Annotated in this window: 26 protein-coding genes and 1 pseudogene; 9 read left to right on the plus strand and 18 right to left on the minus strand. The window is 40.1% G+C overall.

Annotated features, from left to right (window positions below; genetic code table 11):
* Positions 1-195: 195 nt before the first annotated feature.
* The 5 genes from N774_RS0106555 to N774_RS0106575 all read right to left on the minus strand — a co-directional run bounded on the left by N774_RS0106555 (position 196) and on the right by N774_RS0106575 (position 3,784).
* A complete protein-coding gene (locus N774_RS0106555) occupies positions 196-1,083 on the minus strand; it encodes an ATP-binding cassette domain-containing protein (RefSeq protein ID WP_024860477.1) in 888 nt (295 codons plus the stop codon).
* A gap of 12 nt (positions 1,084-1,095) precedes the next feature.
* Entirely contained in the window at positions 1,096-1,446 is a 351-nt protein-coding gene (locus tag N774_RS19765) for a DUF6897 domain-containing protein (RefSeq protein ID WP_242836574.1), read from the minus strand.
* Between the two features lie 4 nt (positions 1,447-1,450).
* The gene (locus N774_RS0106565; RefSeq protein WP_024860479.1) at positions 1,451-1,825 is read right to left on the minus strand and encodes a GntR family transcriptional regulator; all 375 of its coding nucleotides are present in this window, start codon (positions 1,823-1,825) and stop codon (positions 1,451-1,453) included.
* An 818-nt stretch (positions 1,826-2,643) separates the two neighbouring features.
* On the minus strand, positions 2,644-3,543 hold the full coding sequence (locus tag N774_RS0106570; protein ID WP_024860480.1) for a hypothetical protein: 900 nt from the start codon (positions 3,541-3,543) through the stop codon (positions 2,644-2,646).
* A gap of 10 nt (positions 3,544-3,553) precedes the next feature.
* Positions 3,554-3,784 carry a hypothetical protein gene (locus N774_RS0106575; protein WP_024860481.1) on the minus strand — a complete coding sequence of 77 codons (231 nt, stop codon included), beginning with the start codon at positions 3,782-3,784 and terminating at the stop codon, positions 3,554-3,556.
* A gap of 36 nt (positions 3,785-3,820) precedes the next feature.
* On the opposite strand from N774_RS0106575, the gene N774_RS20120 reads away from it, so the two are divergent.
* Positions 3,821-4,390: an N-6 DNA methylase gene (locus tag N774_RS20120; RefSeq protein ID WP_155250372.1), complete on the plus strand. Its 570-nt coding sequence runs from the start codon at positions 3,821-3,823 to the stop codon at positions 4,388-4,390.
* Here the strand turns inward: N774_RS20120 and N774_RS0106580 are convergent.
* The 4 genes and pseudogenes from N774_RS0106580 to N774_RS0106595 form a co-directional block, all read right to left on the minus strand.
* Positions 4,324-4,500: pseudogene (locus N774_RS0106580) on the minus strand (macro domain-containing protein); the annotation flags it as partial. The gene N774_RS20120 and the pseudogene N774_RS0106580 sit on opposite strands and share 67 nt — an antisense overlap.
* A gap of 239 nt (positions 4,501-4,739) precedes the next feature.
* Positions 4,740-5,795 carry an alpha/beta fold hydrolase gene (locus N774_RS0106585; RefSeq protein ID WP_024860483.1) on the minus strand — a complete coding sequence of 352 codons (1,056 nt, stop codon included), beginning with the start codon at positions 5,793-5,795 and terminating at the stop codon, positions 4,740-4,742.
* Between the two features lie 62 nt (positions 5,796-5,857).
* Positions 5,858-6,607 carry a hypothetical protein gene (locus N774_RS0106590; RefSeq protein ID WP_024860484.1) on the minus strand — a complete coding sequence of 250 codons (750 nt, stop codon included), beginning with the start codon at positions 6,605-6,607 and terminating at the stop codon, positions 5,858-5,860.
* 82 nt (positions 6,608-6,689) lie between these two features.
* The gene (locus N774_RS0106595) at positions 6,690-7,367 is read right to left on the minus strand and encodes a CPBP family intramembrane glutamic endopeptidase (protein WP_024860485.1); all 678 of its coding nucleotides are present in this window, start codon (positions 7,365-7,367) and stop codon (positions 6,690-6,692) included.
* Between the two features lie 577 nt (positions 7,368-7,944).
* Between N774_RS0106595 and N774_RS0106600 the strand changes: the two genes are divergently transcribed.
* Entirely contained in the window at positions 7,945-9,483 is a 1,539-nt protein-coding gene (locus N774_RS0106600; RefSeq protein ID WP_024860486.1) for a sodium/proline symporter, read from the plus strand.
* A 314-nt stretch (positions 9,484-9,797) separates the two neighbouring features.
* Here N774_RS0106600 and N774_RS0106605 read toward each other — a convergent pair whose 3' ends face one another.
* Together N774_RS0106605 and N774_RS0106610 are read right to left on the minus strand one after the other, a co-directional pair.
* The gene (locus tag N774_RS0106605) at positions 9,798-10,871 is read right to left on the minus strand and encodes a hypothetical protein (protein ID WP_024860487.1); all 1,074 of its coding nucleotides are present in this window, start codon (positions 10,869-10,871) and stop codon (positions 9,798-9,800) included.
* A 12-nt stretch (positions 10,872-10,883) separates the two neighbouring features.
* Positions 10,884-11,450 carry a sigma-70 family RNA polymerase sigma factor gene (locus N774_RS0106610; protein WP_024860488.1) on the minus strand — a complete coding sequence of 189 codons (567 nt, stop codon included), beginning with the start codon at positions 11,448-11,450 and terminating at the stop codon, positions 10,884-10,886.
* A gap of 457 nt (positions 11,451-11,907) precedes the next feature.
* On the opposite strand from N774_RS0106610, the gene N774_RS0106620 reads away from it, so the two are divergent.
* Positions 11,908-12,591: a hypothetical protein gene (locus tag N774_RS0106620; RefSeq protein ID WP_024860489.1), complete on the plus strand. Its 684-nt coding sequence runs from the start codon at positions 11,908-11,910 to the stop codon at positions 12,589-12,591.
* A 280-nt stretch (positions 12,592-12,871) separates the two neighbouring features.
* Here N774_RS0106620 and N774_RS18130 read toward each other — a convergent pair whose 3' ends face one another.
* On the minus strand, positions 12,872-14,410 hold the full coding sequence (locus tag N774_RS18130) for a BspA family leucine-rich repeat surface protein (RefSeq protein ID WP_024860490.1): 1,539 nt from the start codon (positions 14,408-14,410) through the stop codon (positions 12,872-12,874).
* 118 nt (positions 14,411-14,528) lie between these two features.
* Entirely contained in the window at positions 14,529-14,756 is a 228-nt protein-coding gene (locus N774_RS0106630; RefSeq protein ID WP_024860491.1) for a hypothetical protein, read from the minus strand.
* 326 nt (positions 14,757-15,082) lie between these two features.
* Here N774_RS0106630 and N774_RS0106635 point away from each other — a divergent pair, with 326 nt between their 5' ends.
* The 3 genes from N774_RS0106635 to N774_RS0106645 all read left to right on the plus strand — a co-directional run bounded on the left by N774_RS0106635 (position 15,083) and on the right by N774_RS0106645 (position 17,583).
* Positions 15,083-15,505 (plus strand): VanZ family protein, encoded by a 423-nt coding sequence (locus N774_RS0106635; RefSeq protein ID WP_242836576.1) that lies wholly within the window; start codon positions 15,083-15,085, stop codon positions 15,503-15,505.
* Positions 15,506-15,523: 18 nt separating this feature from the next.
* Positions 15,524-15,958 (plus strand): hypothetical protein, encoded by a 435-nt coding sequence (locus N774_RS19770; protein WP_024860493.1) that lies wholly within the window; start codon positions 15,524-15,526, stop codon positions 15,956-15,958.
* Between the two features lie 203 nt (positions 15,959-16,161).
* Complete coding sequence (locus N774_RS0106645) at positions 16,162-17,583, plus strand: alanine/glycine:cation symporter family protein (protein ID WP_024860494.1); 1,422 nt, start codon at positions 16,162-16,164, stop codon at positions 17,581-17,583.
* Between the two features lie 79 nt (positions 17,584-17,662).
* On the opposite strand, the gene N774_RS0106650 is transcribed toward N774_RS0106645, so the two are convergent.
* Positions 17,663-17,938 (minus strand): dockerin type I domain-containing protein, encoded by a 276-nt coding sequence (locus N774_RS0106650; RefSeq protein WP_024860495.1) that lies wholly within the window; start codon positions 17,936-17,938, stop codon positions 17,663-17,665.
* A gap of 263 nt (positions 17,939-18,201) precedes the next feature.
* On the opposite strand from N774_RS0106650, the gene N774_RS19165 reads away from it, so the two are divergent.
* The 3 genes from N774_RS19165 to N774_RS0106665 all read left to right on the plus strand — a co-directional run bounded on the left by N774_RS19165 (position 18,202) and on the right by N774_RS0106665 (position 23,650).
* Positions 18,202-21,453: an SH3 domain-containing protein gene (locus N774_RS19165; protein WP_024860496.1), complete on the plus strand. Its 3,252-nt coding sequence runs from the start codon at positions 18,202-18,204 to the stop codon at positions 21,451-21,453.
* Between the two features lie 220 nt (positions 21,454-21,673).
* Positions 21,674-21,994, plus strand: coding sequence for a hypothetical protein (locus N774_RS0106660; RefSeq protein WP_024860497.1), 321 nt, complete (start codon positions 21,674-21,676; stop codon positions 21,992-21,994).
* 255 nt (positions 21,995-22,249) lie between these two features.
* Positions 22,250-23,650: a sodium-dependent transporter gene (locus tag N774_RS0106665; protein ID WP_024860498.1), complete on the plus strand. Its 1,401-nt coding sequence runs from the start codon at positions 22,250-22,252 to the stop codon at positions 23,648-23,650.
* A 181-nt stretch (positions 23,651-23,831) separates the two neighbouring features.
* Here the strand turns inward: N774_RS0106665 and N774_RS19170 are convergent, their stop codons facing one another.
* The 4 genes from N774_RS19170 to N774_RS0106685 form a co-directional block, all read right to left on the minus strand.
* Positions 23,832-24,008 carry a hypothetical protein gene (locus tag N774_RS19170; protein ID WP_196231534.1) on the minus strand — a complete coding sequence of 59 codons (177 nt, stop codon included), beginning with the start codon at positions 24,006-24,008 and terminating at the stop codon, positions 23,832-23,834.
* Between the two features lie 153 nt (positions 24,009-24,161).
* Entirely contained in the window at positions 24,162-25,259 is a 1,098-nt protein-coding gene (locus tag N774_RS0106675) for a flavodoxin (RefSeq protein WP_024860499.1), read from the minus strand.
* Between the two features lie 193 nt (positions 25,260-25,452).
* Positions 25,453-26,175, minus strand: coding sequence for an SDR family oxidoreductase (locus N774_RS0106680; protein ID WP_024860500.1), 723 nt, complete (start codon positions 26,173-26,175; stop codon positions 25,453-25,455).
* Positions 26,172-26,549, minus strand: coding sequence for a hypothetical protein (locus N774_RS0106685; RefSeq protein ID WP_024860501.1), 378 nt, complete (start codon positions 26,547-26,549; stop codon positions 26,172-26,174). The genes N774_RS0106680 and N774_RS0106685 overlap by 4 nt, the downstream gene beginning before the upstream one ends.
* Position 26,550 lies beyond the last annotated feature (1 nt).

The following is a 26,550-nucleotide window of genomic DNA, read 5'->3' on the forward strand; positions in this document are numbered from 1 at the left end:
AATATGTTTACGACAGCTGTTCCACTCAATTCCTGAATTGCATCTGAAGCATTGTGCTTGGAAATCCATGACGTCAGAAAGATAAACAGAAGACTTGCAAGATAACTCAGTATGCCAATCAGACTCAATATCAGAGTTGCCTTTCCCATACTGTTTCCAGTGTAGAGTTTATATGCCTGAGAGCGCGTCAGCAAATTACTTTTCATCTTCCTCCGCCTTTCTGAGGATACCAACACTGAGCTGCTGCAATGTGGGTGTTTCGATTGCAGTATCGTATGCCATGAGCATTTTTGCATTTTCTGCAAGCGCGATTCCCTCAAAGCCTGTCCGTCCGCCTGAGAAGGATAGCATGAAAGGCTTTGCTTTATCTGCATTTTCGGCATCACCATGAATGAGAATGTATTTCTGCTTCAAATCTTCAACAAAGCCCTGCTCAATGACTTTTCCGTTTGACATGAAGATCGCATAATCTGTTGCAAACTCCATATCGGCGATATTATGCGTCGAGAACAGAATGGAGCGTTCGCCGTCCCTCTCATTCAGATATTCCCTGAACAGGTCACAGAGCAAATCACGTGCAAGCGGATCAAGCGATGATGCAGGCTCATCCAGCACAAGCAGTTCTGTATTTCTTGCAAGTATCGCAGCAAGATAGGTTCGCATTTTATTGCCGTCAGAAAGCTTCATGAGCTTTTTCTGCTTCTTGTCTGTCGGGTCACCAAGCTTAAAGCGCTTGCATAGTTCCGTAAAGCGTTGCCTGTTAAAATTGTCAAAACCAAGTTCCATGGAATCTGCGATTTTTTTTAATGTCCAGTCAAGCGGGAAGAAGTTTGCCGAGGAGCAGTACCCGATCCGGTTACGAAGTTTATCGTCGTCTATATTGGTCATATCCCCGAAATAGACAGCTTCACCGCCTGCTTTGCTCGTTACACCGCAGAGAATATCAATCAGTGTAGTCTTGCCTGCGCCGTTCGCACCGATCAGTGCTGTTGCAAATCCGCATGGGATCTCAGCGTGAACCTCGCCAAGTGTAAAATCCTTGTATTGTTTTGTAATGCCATTTATCTCAACCACGTTATTCATATCTAATGCTCCTTATCCTTCAAAAAACGCCCGAACGGAAGACTTCTTTCCTTTTTTACCGTGAGGATATTCCTTGATTCTGGATATATATTCAATATTAATGATCTCGTTGCCAGTGCTGGTTTCAATCTCTGCCCAACCGTCCTCAATTTTAGTAAGTGTACCGCTTGTGGAGCTGAAGCCTGTGGAAATAATGACTTCAGTACCGATATATTTCTTCATAAGCTCGTTCATTTTCCATACTTCCTTTCCGGATTTCTTTTGCATCATACGTTTGTGTAGCAACTGCTGCATTCGTCTTTTACGCTGTGCATAAGCAGCAAACAGAACAATAAAGAGTAGATACCATATGACCCAGTTCATACTATCACCCCTCATCCATGATCCAAAGCATTTCAAGAGTCTGCTGCACTTCTTCAAGTCCGATCCCGGCAATCCTTGCAGAATTAATTGCATCTGAAAGATTCTTTTCCAACTGCCGCATATGCTGTTCTTTAAGCATCCGCTCATCCTGTGCATTCACATAGTATCCCTTTCCCTTTGAAGAGGTAACCAGGCCCTCTCCGGAAAGTTCTTCATAGGCCTTCATAGTGGTGATCACGCTGATCTTTAAGTCCTGTGCCAGAACGCGGATTGAAGGCAGCGGATCTCCGGCTTTAAGCTTCCCTGTCAGAATCTGCTCACGCAGCTGTGCAGCAATCTGTTTATATATCGGCTCGCTTGAATTCTGGTAGATTTTCAATTCGTCGCCCCCTTTCACGCCAACTGTTTATATGTTATATGAACAGTATACAACAGTTCGACGGTTTTGTCAAGTGATTAATCCAACATATCTCCCTCAAAAATTATTATCGCATTTTGTGCGTTTTATACAATAAACAAGAATCAAAAATATCTCAACTAAAAAGAGGCGAAGAAAAGATAACTTCGCCTCCTTTAGCATTTCATTTCCAAATATAAAGTGTCATTAATCTGTCATTGTTGATATAAACAGCAGTCAAAAATCGCTAAAATCCAATCGAGTACTACGTTCTATTTTTCTTTCAGTAGATTTCTGCAAACGATATTGATCTTATTAATGATCGAATCTTTACACTTTCTTTACACTTTTGCATTATATTAAAATAAATAGGCGTTTCTTTTTGCTAAAGAAACGCCTATTTATAGCCTTTTATGTTGGTGGAGCATACGAGACTCGAACTCGTGACCCCCACACTGCCAGAATAGAATGATTTAATTTCATTATGTTGCTTACAATCCGCAATCCCTGATATTTAGCCATTTTCAAACAGCAGCTATTCCATGATTTGTATCAAATACATATCTAATTTTATTGCAATAACGGAAATATAACGGAAACGGTTTTGCAGTAAGAATTCCCGGATTTTCACATTACCTTCACATTATCTAATATTATCATTCATACCATTTTGCACACAGTTTCGGCTGTGAAGATTTTGAGCTTCAGAAAAATAGTTTGCGTGAAAAAAGTGGTAAGAGCAGTACTTTCATTTACCGTGCGATTGTTGAAGGAGATATAATGCGAAGCTATGGTTTTTACTACCATTCTACTTTTATCTTCGTTTTTGAGTAATGGTTTTCAGGAATTGCATATTCGTATTCAACATTTATGTCATTTTTATCGTAATTTAATCGAACACCTAGTCTCTTTAATTCCTCAGCATCAATATTTTTTTCAATCATAGTATCTGTATCAAAATCATACTCATAAGTGTGAACGTCAAATGTATTGCTTTCTTCATTCATAACAGGTTCCTGAAGAATTACTCGTTCATTGCTTACATAAAGAGATGAAACCTGCGGATTATAGCTTGAATCAAGCGTTTTGAATTCATTGTTATCTTCATCAACCAGATATAAGCCCATTGTTGAATCCATGAAGGTCTTTCCACGCACATTAAACAGTCCAAAACCATTTTTCCAACCCGGACTTGATATCTTTTTGCGGCAGCACTGAGTTATATCTCCTGTAGGCTCATCTATGCGAAATACAGCAACATCTCCGAAATATGGCTCTTCCATAGTACACCAGTCGTATATTCCAATAACATAAACACAGTTATTCTTATGATCCACGGCTATGTCACCGACGTACACAGGTATTTCACTTCCGCTTTCTATCAGCCGTGATAAGTATTCATCACGCATTTCACGATAAGAGCTTTTACGCCCTTCTTCAATCTTATAGTCTTCCTTTAATTGGATAATGTCAAGATCATTCGGCGTAAATGTCACGGAATGCTCAGCTTGAAATGCTTTTGTAGTAGTAACTGTTGTAGTTGTTACAGTCGAAGTTGTTGTAGTAGCAGTCGTAGAAGAAAAAGCTGTTGTGGTAGTTGTTTGAACTTTTCCTCCTTCAGGAAACTCCGAACTGTTATTATCGCTGCATGCCGCAAATAATGCCATACATAACATGGCTGCTAAAAGCACTTTTTTCATACCATTACTCCTATTCAACATCTAAGAATTTCTCTATAACTACCATTATCTCTTCAAGGCGCTTACCACCGATACCCTTGATCTTGCTCAGTTCTGCTTCAAGAGTAGGAAGGTCAATTGTTTTTCCCTGTTCTCCGAGCAGCTCATCCCCGTACTGGAGAATGAACTTTGTAAGTTCCTCTCGGTTCATTTTCTTGATCTTTCGATAAGTATCCCTGTCGATAATCTCTTTCTGTCCCATATATAACTCCATTATCGTAATGGATGGTGAAATTATATGAGCAAAACTCAATTCAATGCATTACATAAAAAACGTTTTGGTCAATATTTCTCTGGTGAAAAAGTGGCAGATATGCTCTTCTCATTATTACCAAAGAATCAAGAGTGGAAAACAGTTGTCGATCCGATGGTAGGAATCGGAGATATGCTTATGTCCGTTCAACATTGCACTTCAGTTCCACTAATGCTTGGAGTCGAAATCGACGAGACAGTCGCCAAAGATTGCACTGAAAGAGTTCCAAATGCAACTATAGTAAACGGTGATGCATTCAAAACCCCTGAATTAGTTACTAACGAAGGATGGGATTTGGTGATTACGAACCCACCTTATGTCCGGTATCAACTTTTAGCGGAAGACGATGAAACAATGCCATCAGCACAGGATATTCGTAAAAATTCGATCAATCAGATTCAAACGAGTCCTTATCTTACTGATGTCGAGAAATCTTTGTTTCTAAGTATATCGAAAAACTATTCTGGCCTTGCGGATATGGCAGTTCCGGCTTCTCCTGTTTTGCAGCCGCCGAGAGTTCTGCATTCCGCCAGCAATTCCGGACCTGCCGCATGATGTATAGCACCGTCAACTCCGCCTCCGCCCAGCAATGATGCATTTGCAGCGTTTACTATGGCATCGGCTTTGATCTTTGTTATATCGTTCCTTATGATTCTGAAAGGCATACAAGCAACCTCCGTTTCGCACTGATTTATACAATTATAACATATATGATGCAGATTATCAATACGTATACAGTTTGTTGGCCTTTAGTTATTAAGGCATTGATCAACTTAAAAAGGCATGAATGATTTTTATTGCATAAGACAGAAATCACACAACAGGCTGCGATGACTTTTGTCTTGTGATAATAGTTACATAAATAAGCACTGCCCCAATGCGGGCAGTGGCTGTCATAACTATATCATTTTATTCTGTCTATCAGCTTTTCAATTTCCTTTACGAATTCTTCCGGTTTCAGGTCGGATATGTCATGACTTGCGGGGATATTCACTTCTTCGCAGTTGCCGAGGCTCTTACAGTATTCACTTATTTTTTTCCTGTGTTCTTTATGCTCTTCACTTTGGCTTTCTTCAAAAAGCTCCTGCGCAAGTTCTTCATCGACCTCTCCATAGAGGAACATCAGGTATTCTCTTGCATCTTCAAGCGTTTCATAATCGTTTGTTATGTACACCTTAGGAATGTCGTTTGCCTGTATGGAATCCCACGCTGTTCTCATATTGACATTGTAGTTCCTTACTTCTCCGTAATTGGGGACAGATGCCTTCTCGAATGCCAGAGCGTCTTTTGAGTATTCGCCGTACTCGTCATATTTTTCTGCAAATAAAGCATTCTTCACTGTCGTCCAGCCCGTATTGTTCGCAAACGTGCCGATTGTAACGGCTGCATCCCGCATGAATTTCGGAAGGCCTTCTTCAGGCATTTCTTCATTAGCAGGGCTGATGCTGTTATTAAATATAACTCCCGATACTTCTTCGGGATATTTGTTCTCCCAGTATGTCACATATGGGCCGCTCATGGAATGAGCCATAAGTATGTACGGTGCTTCGACACCTGCGTTTTTCAATGCGGTACGTGTGCTTTCAACTATATACTCTGTTGTGACATCTTTTTTTGTCTCGCCAGATATGCCGTAGCCCGGACGGGTCACAGCAACAATAGATATATCATCATCGAGATACCCGGATAGTTTCTTCATTTCAATAGGTAAGGTGGCATCCCAGCTTCCAGGCATTGAAATGATCTTATACTTCCCGTCACCGAAGATATTTACGTTCATGTCGAAGTCGCCTGCGGAAACAAGATTAACGAAGCCGTCCGCTTTAAGAATATCCATATTCTTTTGACGCAATGACTTTTTCATGAAGGCGAAGATGATCGTTAAAATAACAAAGAGAATCAGCAGAACAAGGAACATCCGGCCGATCACCTTAAAGACCTTTTTTATTACTTTTTTCATAATAATCTCCTTTTATGAATTATCAAATGATTTCTGAGCCAATGACTCTGTGAAACTAAGAATTATCTGGAATAAACGGAATCAAAGTCTTTGCCTTTGTTCAGTTTATCGAGTAATTCCAGCAAGCCTTTCTGCTGATGCGTATCCATCCAAACGCTTACCTCATGTTTCGCATTCAGATAACGGAAACGCCTGTCCTCTAAAGGATCTGCATAAAATTCAGAACCTGTATCCATATCTTCAAGGGGAACCGTGTTTTTTCCGTTATCAGTCTGTTCAATCCACGCCTTCAGCCCATATTGCTCACGATAATCATTTTGCGTGGCAAGTCCCTCTTCAAACCATGTGGGAATACTTTTCAGTGCTTTCACATTAAGACGAGTGTGCAGCTCTGCATGAGTGAGTTCATGTGCTATTATGTCGATATTAAGGTATTCATCTGAAACAGAAATGTAGTTTTTCTTCGTATATGAGGTTTTCGTATCATGATCTCCGTCAAGCTTTGAAAGCAGCTTATCATCATCGCAGAAAATTATGATCGTTGTATCGGTACATTGTAATTCTCCGAAAAATGCTCTGTCCCGTTCCAATGCTTCTTCCGTGAGCTGAATAGCTTCTTTGATATTACCGGAATAGTTTTTGTTGACATAAATATTATCTGCTACTTTTTCAAAGGAACTGCGGTACGGAACTGACATTCGATATCCTAACCCCGTAAATTGAAAAATATAGACAGCCGCCAATAACAACAGCAGTATCAAAGAAATGCAACAGCATAATATGATTTTCTTTTTCTTTGATTTTATTTTCATATTTATTTCGTCTCCTTTTGTTTACAGTATCGTCCGTGAGTTTTGCAGACTCCGTTTATGTTTTTCAGTTTTGCTACATTCATCAGAACATATTCAGCAGAAAATCCCATATCATGTGCAGAGCCACGGGAATGAGAATATTTCTGCTTTTCAAAAAAGTTATACTGAATATGATACTTAGAATGATGATATAAACAAAACCGAAGTGAAGAAAAGCATCTCCCAGTATGCCTTGCATGGTCCATGTCGGGATATGTATTGCCACGAACATCAGTGAATTCAGCAGTATCGCCTTCCACTGATTCTTTTTGTTCTTGCCGACCATAGCATTTAGCAGCCAGCCGCGGAAGACCATTTCTTCTGTGATGCCGACAAATGAAAAATCTATGACCTGTTCTGCACCAAAATCGCTGCTTAGAGATAATGAACCTTTCATACGATACGCACTGACAAGAGGATAGAGCACAAAGAGCAAGAATACGGGCAGATAATGCAGCCATTTCACCTTTGTCGTAAACATCTCTTTGAGCCCGATATAGACATCGTCTTTGTAATGATGTACAAGAAGTGCTGCCGGAAGTATCCATACAAGATTTTTGATAACAACCTCTTTTACGATCTCTGAACTGACTATTCCAGGAATAAGGTCATTTATGACAGGTTTTCCGAAAAATTCATATAGTGCCCATATTGTGTAAAAAGCAATGATATAAATGATGAGTGCTTTGTTTTTTGATATATTTTTTTCAGTAGTTCCCATATTGATTTCTTCTCCTTCTGGTTTATGCAACTATTATATCACTTGACGTAACGTCAATGTCAAGCATGTATTTTTAAAATATAATATTTGGGCTATTTATACAGATGTACTCATGAGGGTTTGTCAAAAATGCTGTATGACGTTACATTGATTGACATTCACGGTATTTCTGTTTCAATTATACAGCAAAAGATATTAAGAAGTACTTAAGAGATCTGAGGACTGCTCAAAGGCAGTAAGACTGTAACTTCAAGTCAGCCATCAGCTGGATTCCTAAGGCTTTCTTTGTCGCTCTGGAAACGTTTCTCAATTTACCATATTGCATGAAATCAGTTAAAAACACAGCGTTTGTCGCACGAATATTCGCTAAATACTATTATAATTAAGGGACGGCGTGGAGCTTTCCTTTAAAATCAACTTTTTGTCATTTTTACCTGTATAGGCAACAAGTATTTCTCTGCATCCATAACGCTGTTTGCTCCCGATATATCATGGAATATGTTGACTTATTGAAAAATATGAGATATAATGATAATAATTACTTTTGGGCGTATAATAAAATATAAAGGAGTAAGACATGAACACGACAGACATCATCATTATCGGGACGATAATCGCCTATCTCATTCTAATGGTCGCAGTAGGCTTTATCTTCTCAAAGAAAAACGAAAACGTTGGCGATTTCTATCTCGGCGGACGTAAGCTTGGACCTCTGGTAACTGCAATGAGTGCAGAGGCATCAGACATGAGCAGCTGGCTCCTCATGGGACTTCCCGGAGTCGCCTATCTCACAGGTGGAGCTGAAGCAGGCTGGACTGCTATCGGACTTGCTATCGGTACATACCTTAACTGGCTCTTTGTAGCAAAGCGGCTGAGAGTCTACAGCCAGCGCTGCGGTGCTATCACTATCCCAGACTTTTTCTCTGAGCGATATAAGGACAAGAGCAAGATACTAATGGGCGTTTCGGCTCTCATAATCCTCATCTTTTTTGTTCCCTATACCGCTTCAGGCTTCTCTGCCTGCGGAAAACTGTTCAGCTCATTGTTTGGCTGGGATTATCATCTTGCAATGATAATCAGTGCTGCTATTATCATTTCCTATACCTGTACAGGCGGATTCCTTGCAGCAAGTACCACTGACCTTATCCAGAGTATCGTAATGACCGTTGCCCTTATAAGCATCGTCATCTTTGGTATCAATGCAGCAGGCGGATTCGGCAATGTTATTGAAAATGCCGATTCATTGAAAGGATATTTATCTCTGAGCCATATCCATAATACAGAAACAGGCGCAGCAGATAAATATACATTTCTCACCATAGCTTCTACTCTTGCATGGGGACTAGGCTACTTCGGTATGCCGCATATACTCCTCCGCTTCATGGCTATCGAGAACAAAAACAAGATAAAGACTTCAAGAAGAATTGCTTCTGTATGGGTAGTTATCTCAATGGGTATCGCTATAGTCATCGGCTTTATCGGAAACGCTCTTTCAGACAGCGGAAAGCTTGAAGCTCTTGACGGCAGCAATTCCGAAAAGGTTGTTATCAAGATAGCTCAGTACATGAGCGAGCATCATGTGGGACTTGCTGTTATTGCAGGACTTGTATTCGCAGGTATCCTTGCATGTACTATGTCCACATCTGATTCACAGCTCCTTGCAGCTTCATCATCAATGTCAGAGAATATCCTTAAAGGCGTATTCAATGTAAAAATGAGCGATAAGGCTTCTATGCTGGTTGCACGAGTTGTACTCCTCGTTATCGCAGTCTGCGGCGTTGCGCTCGCATGGGATCAGGACAGCTCGGTATTCAGAGTAGTATCCTTTGCATGGGCTGGCTTCGGTGCGACTTTCGGACCTGTAATGCTTGCAGCTCTCTTCTGGAAGCGTTCAAATAAATGGGGCGCTATTGCAGGACTTATTGTAGGTGCAGTAATGGTATTCGTATGGAAGTTCGCAATTGCTCCTATGGGCGGCGTACTTGCAATATACGAGCTTCTTCCTGCATTCCTCTGCGCATTTGCAGCTATTATCATAGTATCTCTGGTAACAGGCGCTCCCGAAACGGAAACAACTCTGGAATATGAAACTGTAAAGGCAGAACTCAACAAGTAACTTTCAATGCTGTCTAACTCAAAAGTACTGAAAAACACATATAAAAAAGCGACCCTATAGCGCATAGTGTTATTCAATAGAAGTTTGAAAACAAATGATTCCTTGACTTTATATGCTATAGAAGTGTATATTATAAAAGAAACAGTAGTATGTCTTCTTACATTAAACATACTACTGTTTCTTTTACTTTGTCTTCTTAGCTTAATGGCATTACCGTAATGGGCTTCCTTATTATGTATTATAAGCTGAATGGCGCTTCATTCGGACGAGCACCATTGCCCTGATTAATAATCATCAGTAAGCTTATGTGCAGCTTATTCGATAGATGTAGAATTAGTCTCAGTTGTTGTGGAATTATCTTGGTATTCATATTCAACATCCTTCTGCTCAATTCTCCAATCCTGAGCATCTTCATCGAATGCTATTCTGAATGTTACTTCGCCCTTTGATGGCTCATATACCTCATTTCCATCATTTTTAAATTTTCTATTCAATGTAAAGGAGCCTTCTGTAACATCAGATATATCTATCTGCTCATCTGTCCAATAATAACCGCCAAAATAGCCTTTACCCGGACAATACTGGTATAATTCACCCTCATACATGATGTAGGTATATGCACGATCCAATTTGCCGTCAGAAGGAAGAGTATCTGCTGTAAATGAAGGTCCGAATAACTCATAGTTATTTGTGTACTCAGCATTTACAGAATAGAATGGATCATAATTTTTACCATAATAAGTATTGTATAGCTCCTTCAGACCATCCATAGTTTTCTCTGTAAGTCTTTCATCAATAGTTTTGTAATATATTAGCTCAATATCAGGTGTATATCCAGCATACTGCATAGTGTAATTGAACTTTAAGCTTTCAGCATCATAATCAGCCTTTGTATGTGCAACACTATCAAAGAAGCACTCATAATCCCAATAACTATCTGTAAGCTTATGCGCTGCCTCTTCAGGAGTCAGTCTCTTTGACTCAGTTGTCGCTGTAGTTGTCTCAGCAACTGCTGTAGTTGTGGTAACATTTGTTGTTACAGAAGATGTAGTAGTAACTTCTGTCTCTGATGATGAGCTTACAGCCGGAACCGGCTTCTTCATATTGCGGAGCAGATATCCTCCGCCTCCGATGCCGCCTGCGATTATAGCAAATGTCGCTGCCATACTTGCAAATTTTATCCATCTTGGACGATTGTATCTTTCCACACCATATACGCTGTTATTGTTTCCCTCATCAGTATAATTTGATATATTCATTTTTTCCTTAGTCATATTAAACATCCTCTCTCTGGCTGAATCTGACAGGGACGGGTACTCTTTCGCAATTCTGTTTGCAGTTTCAAGATCAATGTCGAATTCATTGAACATTTCATCGTTCTTTTTCATACATGTTCCTCCTCAATAATTTATGCCGACTTCACAAAGCATCGTTTTCAGCTTTTTTCTTGCACGAACGCTTCGTTTCTGTACAGCGGCTGCTGTCATTGAAATTGCTTTCCCTATTTCAGCTACTGTCATATTGTAGTAGTACTGCTTTATTATGATCGTCGTGTCAGGTTCGCCTAATTCTTTTATTTTATTAAGTAAGATGGAATTACGTTCTGACATCTCAGTAGATTCTATTATGTTTTCTCCGGACGATATTTCTATGAATCCTTCATCATCAGTAGATATGGTCCTATCAGCTTTTACACTAAGTTTTCTGTACATATCTATTGCTTTGCGTTTGGCGATAACTCCGATAAATCCTTTCAGGTCGCCATTGCGCTCACCAATATAATTTATCCTTTTGAACACCTCAGTAAAAACATCACTCACACATTCCTCTATATCTTCCGTAGTACCGCAGTTTTTTAGTTTAGTTGCAGCTATTACGTATACATAATTGCAGTATTCATCGAAAACTACTCTCATGCACTCTTCCGGAGATCGTTCCATGTATTTCTTGAACTTCTGATCTGTCATATGTATTCCTCCTATTCAGTTCAGCGATCGCTTTCATTATATACACTCGTACTTGTGATATCAAGTAGGACATTTTTTTCCAAAAAAATATTTTATCACATTTATGGGGGACTTTCAATAGTATGATAAGGCAAAAAAACATTTAAATAATCACATATGCATTTTCACAAAGAAAGGACGGCGTAAAGCCGTCCTAATAATTTTTATTTCATTGAAGCTCGTCTCCATACTGAAGAATGAACTTTGTAAGCTCCTCTCGGTTCATTTTCTTGATCTTTCGGTAAGTGTCCCTATCAACGATCTCGTTCTGTACCATATATACTCCTTTTTCGTTTTATTATACCATATCACCGATACAATGTAAATACACATCATAAAAGCAATAAACGCATTGTCAATTATGTAAATTTGTGGTATAATTCTTTTAGCATAAATACAATAAGGGATGGCTTATACTATGAAAAAGACTTTAATATTTACACTTTCATTATCTTTATTATGCGGCTGTGCTTCGCAGAATAACAGCACATCAAAATATGAAAAAAATGAAGCAGAAACAACTGCTGTTACGACAACAGTAAAAACGACTTCAGGTTCCACTGTCACTACATCTCATACTACAACTACAACAATTATAACAACAACAAATTCCGTAACCACTACAACGACTTCTATAGATAACGATGAGGACTTCATATGGCTGGAAAAAGGAGTATATGAGGTAGGATACGGAGAAAGGGATGCTGATCTTCCGTATGATAACAGGTTTGAAGGAATGTTCTATACTTTTTTTGATGAGAAAACAGGAATTGAGTGGGATGCGTACGAAGGGGTGATCTCTTATTTTACCTGCGAACAGAAAAAAGACAAGATCATTTTCCATGAAACTAATCTGACAAGAAATAATTCACAGGCAGGAATAGGAGTCACATATGATTATGAATGTCATACTTGCCTTGATGATGAAGGCAATGTAAAGCTAGGTAATAATGAATTCCTTGTTAAGTTGCCTGCAGATGAATTGGAATATGCACCGGAATTATTCGATGCAAGAGATTATAGTGATAATTATGTTCCGCTTGATGATAAACCTCATGTATTAGGTTTTCCTCATTATAAAGGCAAAAAAATTGATGAATGATACGAACATCGATCTGTATTTTAACATCAATGATATTTTCTATTTAAAAAAAATGAGGGTTCAAATCCCTCATGTCTCACCACTTTTATTTATGCCTGTATTTCGGTTGAGCATCGAGATACAGGCATATTTCGTTAGTTCTGTTTTCTACTTAAACTGCATACATGAATCTGAAAAGACATGAAATCAACTAAAAATACAACGTTTGTCACACGAGTGTCACACGGATATACATCAAATACTATTATATATAAAGGACGGCGTAAGCCGTCCTCATAAATCAGTGATTTTTCATGTAATCTACAAATGAATCTGTTCCGCCTGTCTGCTTGTATGCGTAATAAGAAAGAATATATGTAGCATCAACAGCATCTATTTTACCGTCACCATTTACATCATACTTATATAGATCATAAGCAGAGGGAGTTTTTCTGCTAACAGCATATTCTGCATATTTTGAAAGGACATCAGAAGCGTCAGTTGCGTCTATTCTTCCGTCGTTATTTACATCACCGAGATGCCCACTTCCATCCAAAGGAGTCAAAGAAGGATCATATGCTGTAAGATAACCAGGATTATGCTTTGTATCGATATTGGCATACTGACAGCCTGTATATGCTTCGTTATATTTTGTACCATTGCCGCCTTTTAAACTTTTGCAGTCAAGAAACATATTTTCAGTAAAAATAACACTTTTTACAACGCTTTCAGGCCAGTTATTGTCGACATATATTGTTTCAAGAGAAGAGCAGTTTGAAAACATATAGCTTGTAGTAGTGAGTTTATGCGAAGGAATAAAGTCTTTCATATTAACCTGCTCAAGCCCTGTGCAATCTGAGAGCATATAACTCATATTTACAACATTGTTTACCTTGAAATTTGAAAGATCAATTTCTTTTATTGATTTACAACCCTTGAACATTCCTTCCATATTCTGAACTTTTGTAGTATCAAATCCAGGCAAATTTATTGGTTCAAACTTCTCGCAGTTTTCAAACATATAACTCATATTTGTAACTTTAGAAGTATTAAAACCGCCAATAATCTCACCTGTTATGCCATCTGTTTGAGTAATGGGTGCAAACTGTAGTTCTTTACAATTACTAAACATATAGCTCATATTTGTAACATTTGATGTATCAAAATTGTCTAAATCAATAAATACGGCTTTTTCGCAATCTTGAAACATTTTTGACATATTTCTGACTTTTGAAGTATCTATGTTTTTTAAATCAAAATCTTCTAAAGATGTACAACCAGCAAACATTGCTTCCATAGTTGTAACATTTGAAGTGTCAAGATTTGTCAAATCGAGGGTTTTTAACTCACGACACCAAATAAACATAGCATTCATTTTTGTTACCTTAGATGTATCTATATTAGGCATTTTTATTGTTCTGACTTCCTTATCGTGACAAAACATATCTTCCATATTTGTAACATTACTTGTATCTGAATAACTAAGATCTATAGTAGTTGCTTCCGTAAAATAAGAGAATAGATAAGAACTATCTTCTGGTAGAACTGCTCCAGGAGCTGTAACTATAGTTTTTACACCATGTCTTTTATATATTTTGGAATCAGGATGTGAATCAGCATATTGGTTATTGAAGCTCTGTACAGCGTCTTTATCAACATTACCATATAATTTCATTATACCTGTTTCTTTATTGAATTGGATACAATTCAAATAATTTATGGTACTATCGTCTTCATCTTCTTCCGCAAAACAATTGGGAACGTTACGTTCAAATGTCTGCAAAGCGCCGAATGAGAGGGTGAGCGCTAAGGCGAATGATAAAAATTTCTTAAACCGCATTGTATATTCCTCCATATAATAAACTTTAAGTATTATATCACATTGTCAATGAATTGTCAAACCATTTATTGCTATAATAAAGGACGGCGTAGAGCCGTCCAATAAATCATTGATATATTTATTCTTCTAAGAATTTCTCAATAACAGTCATTATTTCCTCAAGGCGCTTACCACCAATACCTTTGATCTTACTAAGTTCTTCTTCAAGAGCCGGAAGATCTATAGTTTTGCCCTGTTCTCCGAGCAGTTCATCTCCGTACTGGAGAATGAACTTTGTAAGCTCCTCTCGGTTCATTTTCTTGATCTTTCGGTAAGTATCCCTGTCGATGATCTCTTTCTGTCCCATATATAGCTCCTTTTTCGTTTCTTGTAACCTATTATACCATATCACTGATGCAATGTAAATACGCGAAAAAGAAATACTCAATTAGCAGTATTCCTTATATGTATCCTTGACTTTGGGCTATAGTGCAGTGTATAATATGGATAGTAAGCAGGTTAATACGATAAAACTGGATTTATCAAGCTATCTGCTAAAGGAAGGATGCGGTAGTGACTATGATCGAGATTTCCTATCTACAGATGTTTATTTTTATAACTCTCATTTGGATACTTGTGCGATTCATAATTGCGATCAGATTCAAGAAGTTTTCGGTAAAACGCGAACTTCAGATGCTTCTTGTATACATATGCCTTGTAGTTATTGCAAGATTTGTATACTTCCCGTTACATTTTGCTGACGGGAAAATAGGTACTCTAACGATTGGATTTTCAACTACATTGTCTGACATGATAAGTTTAATCCCGTTCTTTTTTTTCTTTGACAGATATGATGGATGGCTTATCAATATTATCGGGAACATAGCAATGTTTATACCAGTAGGAATAGTATGGCCTATCTGTTTTAGAAAGCTTGATAGTATCAAAAAAACTGTGTTTGCCGGTATTTGTTTTATTATCTTTATTGAGCTTTCCCAGTTGTTATGTACAGAAAGGCATACAGATATTGATGACGTGATACTAAATACAAGCGGTGTTTTGATCGGAGCGTGTATTTTATTTGCTATACGAAAAAGTCGTAATGATGTGTCTTAGTGTAAAATATCTGAATGAGTGATATATCCCGACGGAAAGCTTGTGAACAAGGCAGACGGTACAAATCACAGATATCTGTTCTGGGACGCAGTAAACTGCCGTACAAGATTTGATTTCTCAAAGGGCTTCTGTGTTGCAGGCAGTGATACAGAAAGCTTCCTCAAGGAAAAGCTCACATATATGGGACTTACAGAGGAAGAAATGAACGAATTCATCGTATACTGGCTGCCGCTAATGGAGCATAACAAGTATAATCTCATATCTTTCCAAGGCGATGTGTATACAAATTCCGCAAAGCTGAACATAACTCCAACACCTGACAGCCTGCTGCGTGTATTCATGGCTTATGTTCCTCTTGAAGAAGCCGTGGATATCGAACCTCAGCAGCTTGAGACCTTTGAGAGAAAAGGCTTTACAGTCGTTGAATGGGGCGGCAGCAAGATAAAATCGTAAACATATCAGATAAATGAATATAAACAAGTTATCCGCTCGTAAAATAACGGGCGGATATCGTTTTTACGGTTACTTATTTCTTAGCTAATATCATGGCATATGGAAATACTACGGACAAAATCCACGTCTGTACATTTATCCTGTTGACTTTCACGCAAAAGCATGATATAATTTTAACGAAGTTTAAGACAGGAGATGTGTCAATGGATAAGATCAACGATATAATCAGTCAGATCGACAGCTATGTATGGGGACTTCCGCTTATTATCCTCATCATGGCTTGCGGAATATTACTTACATTCAGACTGAGATTTTTGCAGGTACATAAACTTGGCAAGGCATTGAAGTACATGGTGAAGAATGAAGAGGAAGGCAACGGTGAAGTATCAAGCTTCGCGGCACTTTGCACCGCTCTCTCGGCTACCGTCGGAACAGGCAATATAGTCGGAGTCGCAACGGCTATTTCGGCAGGCGGTTCAGGAGCTCTGTTCTGGATGGAGCTTGCCGCATTTTTCGGTATGGCTACAAAATATGCAGAGGGAATGCTTGCGGTAAAATACCGTATCAAGGACGAAAACGGCAATATCCTCGGCGGTCCTTTCTATTATATTGAAAACGGACTCGGAAAGAAATGGAAATGGCTTGGTAAAATGTTTGCAATTTTCGGGCTCCTTGCAGGTATCATGGGAATAGGTACTATAACCCAGATAAACGGTATCACATCAGCTGCAAATAATTTTTTTGACCCGCAGCAAAGTCATACAGTTTCTGTATTTGGCATGGAATACACTTGGACTACCGTAATTGCAGGTGCTGTAATAACTCTGCTGACCGCACTTATCGTTATTGGCGGCATCAAGCGTATTGCCACTGTTTCAGAGATAGTAGTCCCCGTAATGATAATCGCTTATGCAGGCTGCTGTCTTATCATTATTTTCTGCCATATAACAGAGATACCCACGGCATTATCATCTATCATCAAAGGCGCATTCAGCCTTAAAGCTGCCGCAGGCGGTGCGGCTGGAACTGTAATGATGTACGCTATGAAAAGCGGTGTTGCAAGAGGTATCTTCTCAAACGAAGCAGGCCTCGGCTCTGCACCTATTGCAGCCGCTGCCGCCAAAACCAACGAGCCTGTACGTCAAGGTCTTGTTACTATGACAGGTACATTCATCGACACTATCATTGTCTGTACAATGACCGGTCTCGCCATAATCATGTCAGGAAGCCACAATACCTCTGAACTTAAAGGCGTTATGATAACTATGGATGCATTTGACTACGGGCTGCCGTTCAGCGAGAGAATATCCTCGTTCATACTCATGTCCTGTCTTGCAGTGTTTGCGTTTACCACCATACTCGGCTGGAACTATTATTCGGAGCGCTGCCTTTCTTATCTGACAGGCGCTAACCAAAAGATAACAGGAATATATCGCTGGGTGTACATCGCCGCTGTTTTCATAGGTCCTTACCTTGCTGTTGAAGCAGTCTGGAATCTGGCGGACATATTCAACGGTCTTATGGCAATACCTAATGTTGTAGCGATAATCCTGCTCTCGGGAGTAATATCCTCCGAGACAAAAGATTACTTAACAAGACTAAAAGCAGGAAAAGTAAAGGAATAAAAAAGAGACCTCACAGATGAAACTGTGAGGTCTCTTTTTAAGTCATATCCGCACGGGGATAATTTTTGTATGGCTTGTATCAGCCATTAACTGAATTTGATGCGTAAGTTGAGAGTATCTCGGAAGCATCCACACTGTTTACAGCACCGTCTGAATTGATGTCTGCCATATACTCCATATGAGCCACAGTAACATTGCTGATCTCTGCATTTACAGCTGTTTCTGCATAGTAGCTGAGAACATAGCTTGCGTCGATTGCGTTTACACTGCCGTCAAAGTCAACGTCGCCCACTTCCTTGTCCTTGCAGAGCTTCTCGATGTAAGGTCTGTAGTAATATGGCGTTTCTATTAACAAATCCGGAAGCCATTTCAGTTTAAGATTGTAATTCCCGGTATGATTTATTCAGATGAACAGCGAATGTATTCGGAAGCATTGAATCTGCACAATACATTTAATCATGCTTATACCTTTGAGCTTGCTGAGGTCTGCCTCAAGAGTCGTGAGATCAATCGTTTTACCCTGAAATTCGCAATATAATACTTGATTATATTTCACAAACGGTGTATAATTTGTATAATATTATGGGTATCCGTTAAGGGCGCATGGGAGGAATTATTATGAGAAAACACACAAAAGGCTTTTTATCCGCTGTTATTTCAGCGGCATTGTGTACTGCAAACATATCGCTTAATGTTGTCAATGCAGATATCATTATCGACCATGATTGCAGCGGTATCGACAAGGGCTACTACTTTGAGATAGCAAATAATGATAAGGACAGTCAGCCCGAATTCATGATCATGCCCGGAGGCAACTATAAGTGCAGCTGGGATAACGATGAGGATTTTTCAGCCGGAAGAGCTTTGAAATTCGCTTCACCGGTCGAATATTCAGACCTGGGAGCCATAAGTTACAAATACTGGAAGCGAATAGATTTGGAGAGTTTCAGCGCTGATGGAAAGTCGTATGTAAGATTCGGCATAAGGCTCCACAATTCAAAAGGCGACGTATTTGACATACTTGAAATCGACTCTTCGCCTGATAAGAAGAGCATTACCGAAAAGCAGGGCGGATACAAGAAAATAGGAGAACTTGTTTCAAAGGAAGCACTTAACGATTACAGCGTTTTAGGTCCCACAGACGGGGAATCTATAGATGTGGCATATAGTATTTATGTGCGCAGGAATGATGATGGTAAGGGCAGTACCTTCCTGTGCCGCAGAGACGAACCTATGGATGTGAATAACGATATCGAGGATGATAGAAGAATAAATATCAACGATAAGCTGGACGCTATAGCTGCGGCAGGCTACGACCTCGGAGAGATAACGGACATTGGTCTGTTTCTGGAAAGTTCGTATTCCAAGGGCGAGGCTACGGTATACATGTATGATATTTCTATAGAGAATATGCCAGAGATAGCTTCCGACGAGTATGAAGATGCGTCGTCTCCGCTTATCGTCAAGGATTACGATTACGGAGCACGTACAGGCTATTATTATGGCATGAACAGCAGATTCTCCGATGACAGGATGGAGGTCATTGCACCGTCTTGTTTTAAGGCTGAATGGGATTCAAGGGAAAACAGGTACAAAAACGATCCGTATTTTGAGCGCGGAAAGCAGTACGAAAGCGGACAGTCCTACAAGACTGTCTCGGGTTCTTCTATGGAGTATACCATGAATTTCGACGCTGAGGGCGATTTTTCGGTAAGTACCGCAGCTAAGTTTTCAAGTATTGAAATGCCGGAATACTACCTGTTTAACGAATTCTATATCGTAGACGCCTGCAGCAAAAACTGGGTGCCGTCGGAAAGGGCTGAAAAGATAGGAGAATTCAGTGCGGAAGGTATGGAATACGACGTTTATGACGGTTCAGTCGGTATGATCGGCACAGGCAAGGCGAGATTTACGAGAAAGTATTACTTTATCAGCAAGGACGCTGAGGCAAACGGAATAAAAGGAACAGTTACTGCAAAGCATGACATGGCTCCGTATATGAAGTATGTTTACGATAAGGGTGATCCTATCGGCTGTCCCGATATTCTTGTGGTTCAGTTGAACGGCGGTGTGTCCAAGGGAACCGCAGAGCTTGTAAAATGCGATGTATCTTTCCCTGATTTTGCCGCAGACGGCGGTGAGTTTGAAAGAGAGACAAGAAGGATAGACAGCAGCCGTTTCCATAATGATATCTTTGTGAATGGGCTTGTTTACGGAAAGAACGGCGATTCTATGACTATGAAGGGCTATGCAGGCGAGGATATCAACTGCAGCTGGGGACGTTATACAGCTCCTGCATTCGCGTCAGGCGATTACGAATATCCCCGTAATTTCTATGTCGGACTCAATGATATCATGGACGAGAACAGGAAGTACGGCGTCAGAAACAATGAAAGCCTGCTCGTTAATTACTGCGTCAGCATGGGTGACATAACAGCGATAAAGGAAGGCCATTACTGGAGCGCAGGTGCAAGGATAAGATGCTACAACGAAAAAGCAATGTTCGGAACAGTTCCTTCTGATGAATATGACGGCTGTGAGATCATCGTTGCTGATAAATGGGACGGAGAACTTACAGGCAGAAAGAATGATTGCCTCGATCCTCAGGAGGTCGGCGTTATCGAATCAAACGACGTGAAATATGACGTTATACTTACTGTTCCTGAGGTAAAGGAGGATAATTTTCAGTTTATTCTCCTCAAAAGGCAGAATCAGCTTGAGTCAGTCCCGGGGGCAGAAAATCAATATACAGGCACTATTGACGCGGCAGATATTGCCAGAAAGCTTGGCGGACTCGGCATCGAGACATATGACATTTGGGACGCTTATTTTTCTCTGGAGGTCTATGGCAACGAAGGGGCGGCTGTGATCAATTCGGCAGATGTCGATAAGGTGAATAAGAAGAAAGTTATTTACACTGATAGCGATCTGAATGATCTGAGCGATTTCGTACTCGGCAAAACATCAGATATTCCAGCAGGAAAGGATTACGACCTTAACGGTGACGGAAAATGGGATATATACGATCTCTGTCTTATGAGAAAAGAGCTTGTCAATAAACTTTCCCTGGAGTATGTTGAACCTGATAACCGTAATGGTTTTGTAGCATTCTATGATGTTGTGGGAGATGAAGTAAAACTATACCGCGGTCCTGATGAAAGCTATGAAGCTGTTGCTTCTATCCCAAAAGGAACACAGATCAGCGAGATCGGTTTTCAGGATATGAAAGATGTATGGTTCTTTACGGAATATAACGGACAGAATGGATGGGTAAATTTAAATGAAGGAATCGATCCTGTCACCGTAGGCTTCAACTGGGGTAAACCTGTGATATACCTTTATCCGGAGGAGGAGACCGACGTTCACGTTGAGCTTGAACTGACTTCTTCAGACCTTTATACGACCTACCCAAGGTACAACAACGGCTGGGATGTAACAGCATCCCCCGACGGTTCACTCCTTAACAAGGCAGACGGCACACATCACAAGTATCTTTTCTGGGAAAGCGTGAATGCACGTACAAGATTTGATTACTCGAAGGGCTTCTGCGTCGCAGGCAGCGATACAGAGAGTTTTCTCAAGGAAAAGCTCTCATATATGGGACTGACCGAAGATGAAATGAACGAGTTCATAGTATACTGGCTGCCTCTTATGGAGCATAATAAATACAATCTCATTTCATTCCAAGGCGATGTATATACGGATTCAGCCAAACTGAACATCACACCTACACCCGACAGTATGCTCCGTGTATTCATGACGTATGTTCCGTTGGAGGAGGCAATTGATATCGAACCGCAGCAGTTATCAACCTTTGAGCGAACAGGTTTTACAGTCGTTGAATGGGGCGGTAGTGAGATCAAGTCATAAACATATCCCTACAAATATCCGTATATATAATTACATTCAATATTTATATTTGTGCCTCCCGTTAATGGGAGGCGCTTTTATATATAACATTAACAGGATGCCCATAAGATCACTTCTCATAATCGATATCATCTATTGACTTGGATTTTGCCGTGTGTTATAATATTTTAAGAATTTTGCGCAAAATTGACATTTTGCATCGAAAGAAGGGAGGCTTGTCATGAAGCCGTTTCGTTATAGTATTATTATCCTTGGAATTTCGACAATCTACTTTTTGCTTGCGGATTATATAATTGCGAAGATTCTGTTTGACCACATGAGCCTGTTCGGCAATTCTGGCACCACTGTGACCATAGCTGAGAAAATTGTCCTGATTGCAACATTATTCGTATTTATCGTGTTGGCTGCCGGTGCAGTAATGATTGGAAAACGCATGCTGGCTGTCTGGAATACAAAGGCGTGCATCACGACGCTACTCAGTGTTTTCGCAGGGCTTCCTATCAGCCTTTTGCTCTTTTTTGTATACAGTGTTTTACACTAATGCAAATTGGATACCCCCCCCCTTACATCTCCCTGTACAGTTGATCGAATCAGTAGTATCTTATCCGATGTTTGTACAGCAACATACAAGAGCCCAGTCAATCTCACTGACTACATGAAGAAAAAATGGGATATGCAATTATCGGGGCGTTATGCCCCGATTTTCTTTTATCTGTTCTCGAGATTGATTTTTCTGCATAATGATGCTATAATTATACTTGTATTTAGCTAATGACATAATGAAAGGACAATGCTTATGAAAACCAATGACAAGGCTACAGAAAGAGGAGGCTTCGGCTCAAAAATCGGCTTTATACTTGCTGCGGCAGGTTCGGCAGTTGGTCTCGGAAACATCTGGCGATTCCCATATCTTGCCGCTAAATACGGCGGTGGAGTATTTCTGCTGGTATATCTCGTATTTGCAATAACATTCGGCTTTACGCTCATGCTCACCGAAATAGCTATCGGCAGAAAAACAGGCAAAAGCGTAATCGGCGCATACAAGGCTGTGGATAAGCGGTTCTCACCTCTCGGATTGCTTGCTGCCGTGATACCTGCACTTATTTTACCGTATTACTGCGTTATCGGAGGCTGGGTACTGAAATATATGTCTGTATTCATTACAGGCGGAGGCGAAAAGGCTTCAACAGCTGAATACATCACAGCATCGGGAGAAAGCATATCTTTCTTCAATAACTTTATCAGCAACTTTGCGCAGCCGACTGTATTTTTCATAATATTCCTGCTGCTCACATCTGTTGCGGTATTCCTCGGAGTTGAAAAGGGCATTGAAAAAGTAAGCAAATTTCTGATGCCCGTACTGCTTCTGCTTATCGTTGCTATATCGGTATACACCCTTACTCTTGACGGTGCAGGCGAAGGAATTAAATATTATCTTCTTCCAAATCTTAATGACTTCACACCTGCTAAATTTTTACAGACAATTGCAGCAGCCTGCGGACAGCTTTTCTACTCAATGTCGATAGCAATGGGTATAATGGTGACCTACGGCTCATATATGCGCAAGGAAGATTCGCTTGAAGGCTCAGTCCGTCAGATAGAGATATTTGACACAGCCGTGGCTATACTTGCAGGTATGATAATCGTTCCTGCCGTATTCATCTTTTCAAACGGCGACAGTGCTTCACTTAACGCAGGTCCCGGACTCATGTTCAATACCCTTCCAAAGGTATTTGCAACAATGCCTGCGGGACAATTCATCGGTGCAGCATTCTTCATTCTGGTAACTCTTGCCGCACTTACTTCCTCCATATCACTTATGGAGACAGTTACAGCCGTTGTTATCGAGAAATTCGGATTCAGCCGTACAAAGAGCTGTGTTATAGTCATCTTTGCAACATTCATACTCGGTATGCTCTCTGTACTCGGCTACAGTGCATGGTCAGAGATAAAGCTGTTTGGAATGCAGATACTCGATTTCTTTGATTTCATCACAAACAACATTATGATGCCTGTGCTTGCCTTCCTTACATGCATACTCATAGGCTATGTTGCAAAGGTAAGATACATAGAGGAAGAGGTAATGCTGGGGGAAAAGCGTTTCCGCTCAAAGCTTCTTTACAATGTAATGATAAAGTTCATCTGCCCTGTATGTATGCTAATGATACTCATAACACCTTTTGTCACTGATATTTGATCAAAAGCTCCCTGAAAAACAGGGAGCTTTTGTATAAAGAAACATATTTTCATTGTATGAATTGATACAGGGATAAGAATACTCGCCGCCACGAATGCGGCACAGTATATATATAATTCTATATTAAAAATAGAAACCGACTGATGTTAGCATTCTATAGCCTTCATCAGCCGGTCAAATTTTATTTCTTCTTCATATACTCTTCAACTGACATGATTTCTTCCTTTGTGGTAGATGTATATGCATAATATGAGAGAATACACGAAGCATCAACAGCATTTATCAAACTGTCATGGTTTACGTCTGCTGCCGCCTTTTGAGCATCATCAAATCCGCCATCCTTATTTGTGGACACCATTTTGTGGCATAACGGCTTGAACCAGAAATGTTTATTATTCCACGATATTTAGCAAGAGTATTCTCGGCTTCTTCTTTCATGTGAGACTTAGAGATTTATGGATATCGCAAAATATTGGCCAAAACATCTGGCGTTATTTCCGGCAACTGAAAACTAATTATTCAGTTCTTTCAGCCATTTTACGATACGTTCTCTTGCATCAGGAATATCCTCGCAATAAATGCTCATCACCTTATGAATATCTGCCCCCTCAGCCATATCTTCAATATCATCTACACTGTCTCCGTAGCCGCTGCTGCCCTGAGTTGCGATAAGATAAAGATCCTTTCCGCTGAAATCACAGCTTTCAAGGAAAGAAGCAACAGGCATAGGTACAGTTCCCCACCACAACGGATATATCAGAATTATCGAATTATAACCGTTAGTATCAATCGGTTCTATTGCAGGACGCGCCTCATTTTTGAGTTCTTTCCCGGCGACTGACACAGTCGAGCTGTAACTTGAAGGATATTTATCACCGGTAATCGTAATAGTTTTAACATCGCAGTCTATGACATCGTCTATCATATCTGCAATAAGCTGATTGCTCCCCATAAGCTCGCCGTCAGCAAGAAGAAGTGAAGCTCCTGATACAGCATCAACATTATCTTCAAAGTCGGTGTTGCCAAGTCGCGTAAAGTAAACAACAAGCGGCTTTGAACTTTTCCATTTGATCTTTTCACCATGTATTTTTTCTGAATACTTTATCTGTACTTTATTGAAATGCCTGTTTAAATAAGGAACCACTGCAAGACCTATAGCTATAGATCCGATAAATCCAACTGCTACAAGTACGGCCAATTTCTTCTTTTTCTTTGCCATCCTAATCCATTTAATGCCTCCGTGAAGGACTGCTAGAGCAAGAACAGCCGTTGCAAGATATATATGCAGATCAACGTCGTCGACAAAATGGACACTCGGAAAAATAGTTCTTGATACTCCCATTGAACTGATCATAAGTATTACCGAAACTACTGTAAGGAGAATTGTCACGATGTTCACAATGATTCTTGTTTTAGATTTATCTTTGAATTTAAAAAGGCTCGGGAGCATCTTCCGCTTTATGATCATATGTATTATCAGGCATACAAAGAAGCCGATTCCAAGAAATTCGTGAATAATATTTCCTGTGAATACATATAGCATCTGAATGAGCAAAAGCAGATACATCAACATATCTACTACTGTATTGAATGCTTTTCTAACGTTCAAATTATCACCTCTTTATTTGGGCTCGATAAAAATAATGGAGCAGTATTTTCGAAATGTTCCACTTTTAAAATTTTTGGAAATCCATTTTTCAGAATTTCGAAATCAACTAACCATATTGAAACTTTTATCTATACATCCCCGCTTCCGCGGGGACAAGCTCAATCATATTTGGTTAAATATATTATTGCCTCGATTATTCATCAGCTAACTCAAGATTCCAACCATTGTCGCCGTGGTATATCATCTGCTTGGTCATGCCTCCGTCAATGCAGATGTTCTCGCCTGTGATGAAGCCGGCCTTGTCGGAGCAGAGGAACAGCACCATATTAGCAATATCAAGCGGATTTCCCACACGTCCACAGGGCTGCTGATAGGCATCGCGCCCTTCGTAAACCTTATATGACGTATCTATCCACCCCGGGGAGATAGAGTTCACACGCACTTTACCTGCAAGGCTAACAGCAAGTGCATGAGTAAGTGCTGCGATACCGCCTTTTGCAGCAGTATAGCTCTCGGTCTGAGGCTGGCTCATACGATCACGTGATGAGGAGATATTTATGATACTACCGCCTTTGTTGAAGTGGGGCGCGAACAGCTTAGACAGGTAAAACGGTGCAGTCACTCCCACTGACAATGCATACTGAAATTCCTCATAGCTGCACTCATCAATACCTTTCATAAGCGGAAGTGCGTTGTTGATGAGGTAGTCGATGTGTCCGTACTCTGATATGACCTGCTCCGCGAACTTTTCAAGCACGGACTTGTCAGAGATGTCACCGACAAAGTGATCGCCCTCGGCCTTATCTATCACGCATACTGTTACACCGTTCTTGCTAAACTCCTCAACTATGCACTTACCGATACCATTTGCGCCGCCTGTTATTACAGCAACCTTGTTTTTGAATGAGTCATTCATACTTTCTCCTTTTTATACACAGCTATCACATAAAGCTCAATGCTATCGTTTCTTCTATCATATATCACATTATTCACAACCGGTATTAAGTGAAAGAATCCCTTATGATTTGTACTATAAACACAGTAAGAACCTTCTTTCAGTTCGAGCTCTCCTACGGTCGTATCAACATATTCTTGTATTTTATATATGCCGTGTTCTGCCATGTATTGCCCAAAAACAGCTTCGTCATTATATGTTTCATATCCAAGTTCCTGTGCAAGAGCAGTAAGCTCTGCCTTGACAGTGCCGTATTCCTTACCTGTGAGCTTTGTCATTGTTCTCACAACGCAGCTCCTGCTTTCATCGCTTGGACTATAGTAATCAAATTCCATA

Source organism: Ruminococcus flavefaciens AE3010 (assembly GCF_000526795.1).
Lineage (GTDB): Bacteria > Bacillota > Clostridia > Oscillospirales > Ruminococcaceae > Ruminococcus > Ruminococcus flavefaciens_D.

Excerpts from the sequence above, each read along its gene's own strand:
- N774_RS0106630 (WP_024860491.1), bottom strand. The coding sequence starts at position 14,756 with ATGGGACAGAAAGAGATCATCGACAGGGATACTTACCGAAAGATCAAG.
- N774_RS0106600 (WP_024860486.1), top strand. The coding sequence starts at position 7,945 with ATGAACACGACAGACATCATCATTATCGGGACGATAATCGCCTATCTC.
- N774_RS0106585 (WP_024860483.1), bottom strand. The coding sequence starts at position 5,795 with ATGAAAAAAGTAATAAAAAAGGTCTTTAAGGTGATCGGCCGGATGTTC.
- N774_RS0106665 (WP_024860498.1), top strand. The coding sequence starts at position 22,250 with ATGAAAACCAATGACAAGGCTACAGAAAGAGGAGGCTTCGGCTCAAAA.
- N774_RS19765 (WP_242836574.1), bottom strand. The coding sequence starts at position 1,446 with ATGAACTGGGTCATATGGTATCTACTCTTTATTGTTCTGTTTGCTGCT.
- N774_RS0106605 (WP_024860487.1), bottom strand. The coding sequence starts at position 10,871 with ATGAAAAAGAACGATGAAATGTTCAATGAATTCGACATTGATCTTGAA.
- N774_RS0106680 (WP_024860500.1), bottom strand. The coding sequence starts at position 26,175 with ATGAATGACTCATTCAAAAACAAGGTTGCTGTAATAACAGGCGGCGCA.
- N774_RS18130 (WP_024860490.1), bottom strand. The coding sequence starts at position 14,410 with ATGCGGTTTAAGAAATTTTTATCATTCGCCTTAGCGCTCACCCTCTCA.
- N774_RS0106575 (WP_024860481.1), bottom strand. The coding sequence starts at position 3,784 with ATGGGACAGAAAGAGATTATCGACAGGGATACTTATCGAAAGATCAAG.
- N774_RS0106610 (WP_024860488.1), bottom strand. The coding sequence starts at position 11,450 with ATGACAGATCAGAAGTTCAAGAAATACATGGAACGATCTCCGGAAGAG.
- N774_RS0106595 (WP_024860485.1), bottom strand. The coding sequence starts at position 7,367 with ATGGGAACTACTGAAAAAAATATATCAAAAAACAAAGCACTCATCATT.
- N774_RS19170 (WP_196231534.1), bottom strand. The coding sequence starts at position 24,008 with ATGGTGTCCACAAATAAGGATGGCGGATTTGATGATGCTCAAAAGGCG.
- N774_RS0106645 (WP_024860494.1), top strand. The coding sequence starts at position 16,162 with ATGGATAAGATCAACGATATAATCAGTCAGATCGACAGCTATGTATGG.
- N774_RS0106635 (WP_242836576.1), top strand. The coding sequence starts at position 15,083 with ATGCTTCTTGTATACATATGCCTTGTAGTTATTGCAAGATTTGTATAC.
- N774_RS0106570 (WP_024860480.1), bottom strand. The coding sequence starts at position 3,543 with ATGAAAAAAGTGCTTTTAGCAGCCATGTTATGTATGGCATTATTTGCG.
- N774_RS0106620 (WP_024860489.1), top strand. The coding sequence starts at position 11,908 with ATGAAAAAGACTTTAATATTTACACTTTCATTATCTTTATTATGCGGC.
- N774_RS20120 (WP_155250372.1), top strand. The coding sequence starts at position 3,821 with ATGAGCAAAACTCAATTCAATGCATTACATAAAAAACGTTTTGGTCAA.
- N774_RS0106685 (WP_024860501.1), bottom strand. The coding sequence starts at position 26,549 with ATGGAATTTGATTACTATAGTCCAAGCGATGAAAGCAGGAGCTGCGTT.
- N774_RS0106555 (WP_024860477.1), bottom strand. The coding sequence starts at position 1,083 with ATGAATAACGTGGTTGAGATAAATGGCATTACAAAACAATACAAGGAT.
- N774_RS19165 (WP_024860496.1), top strand. The coding sequence starts at position 18,202 with ATGAGAAAACACACAAAAGGCTTTTTATCCGCTGTTATTTCAGCGGCA.
- N774_RS0106660 (WP_024860497.1), top strand. The coding sequence starts at position 21,674 with ATGAAGCCGTTTCGTTATAGTATTATTATCCTTGGAATTTCGACAATC.
- N774_RS0106590 (WP_024860484.1), bottom strand. The coding sequence starts at position 6,607 with ATGAAAATAAAATCAAAGAAAAAGAAAATCATATTATGCTGTTGCATT.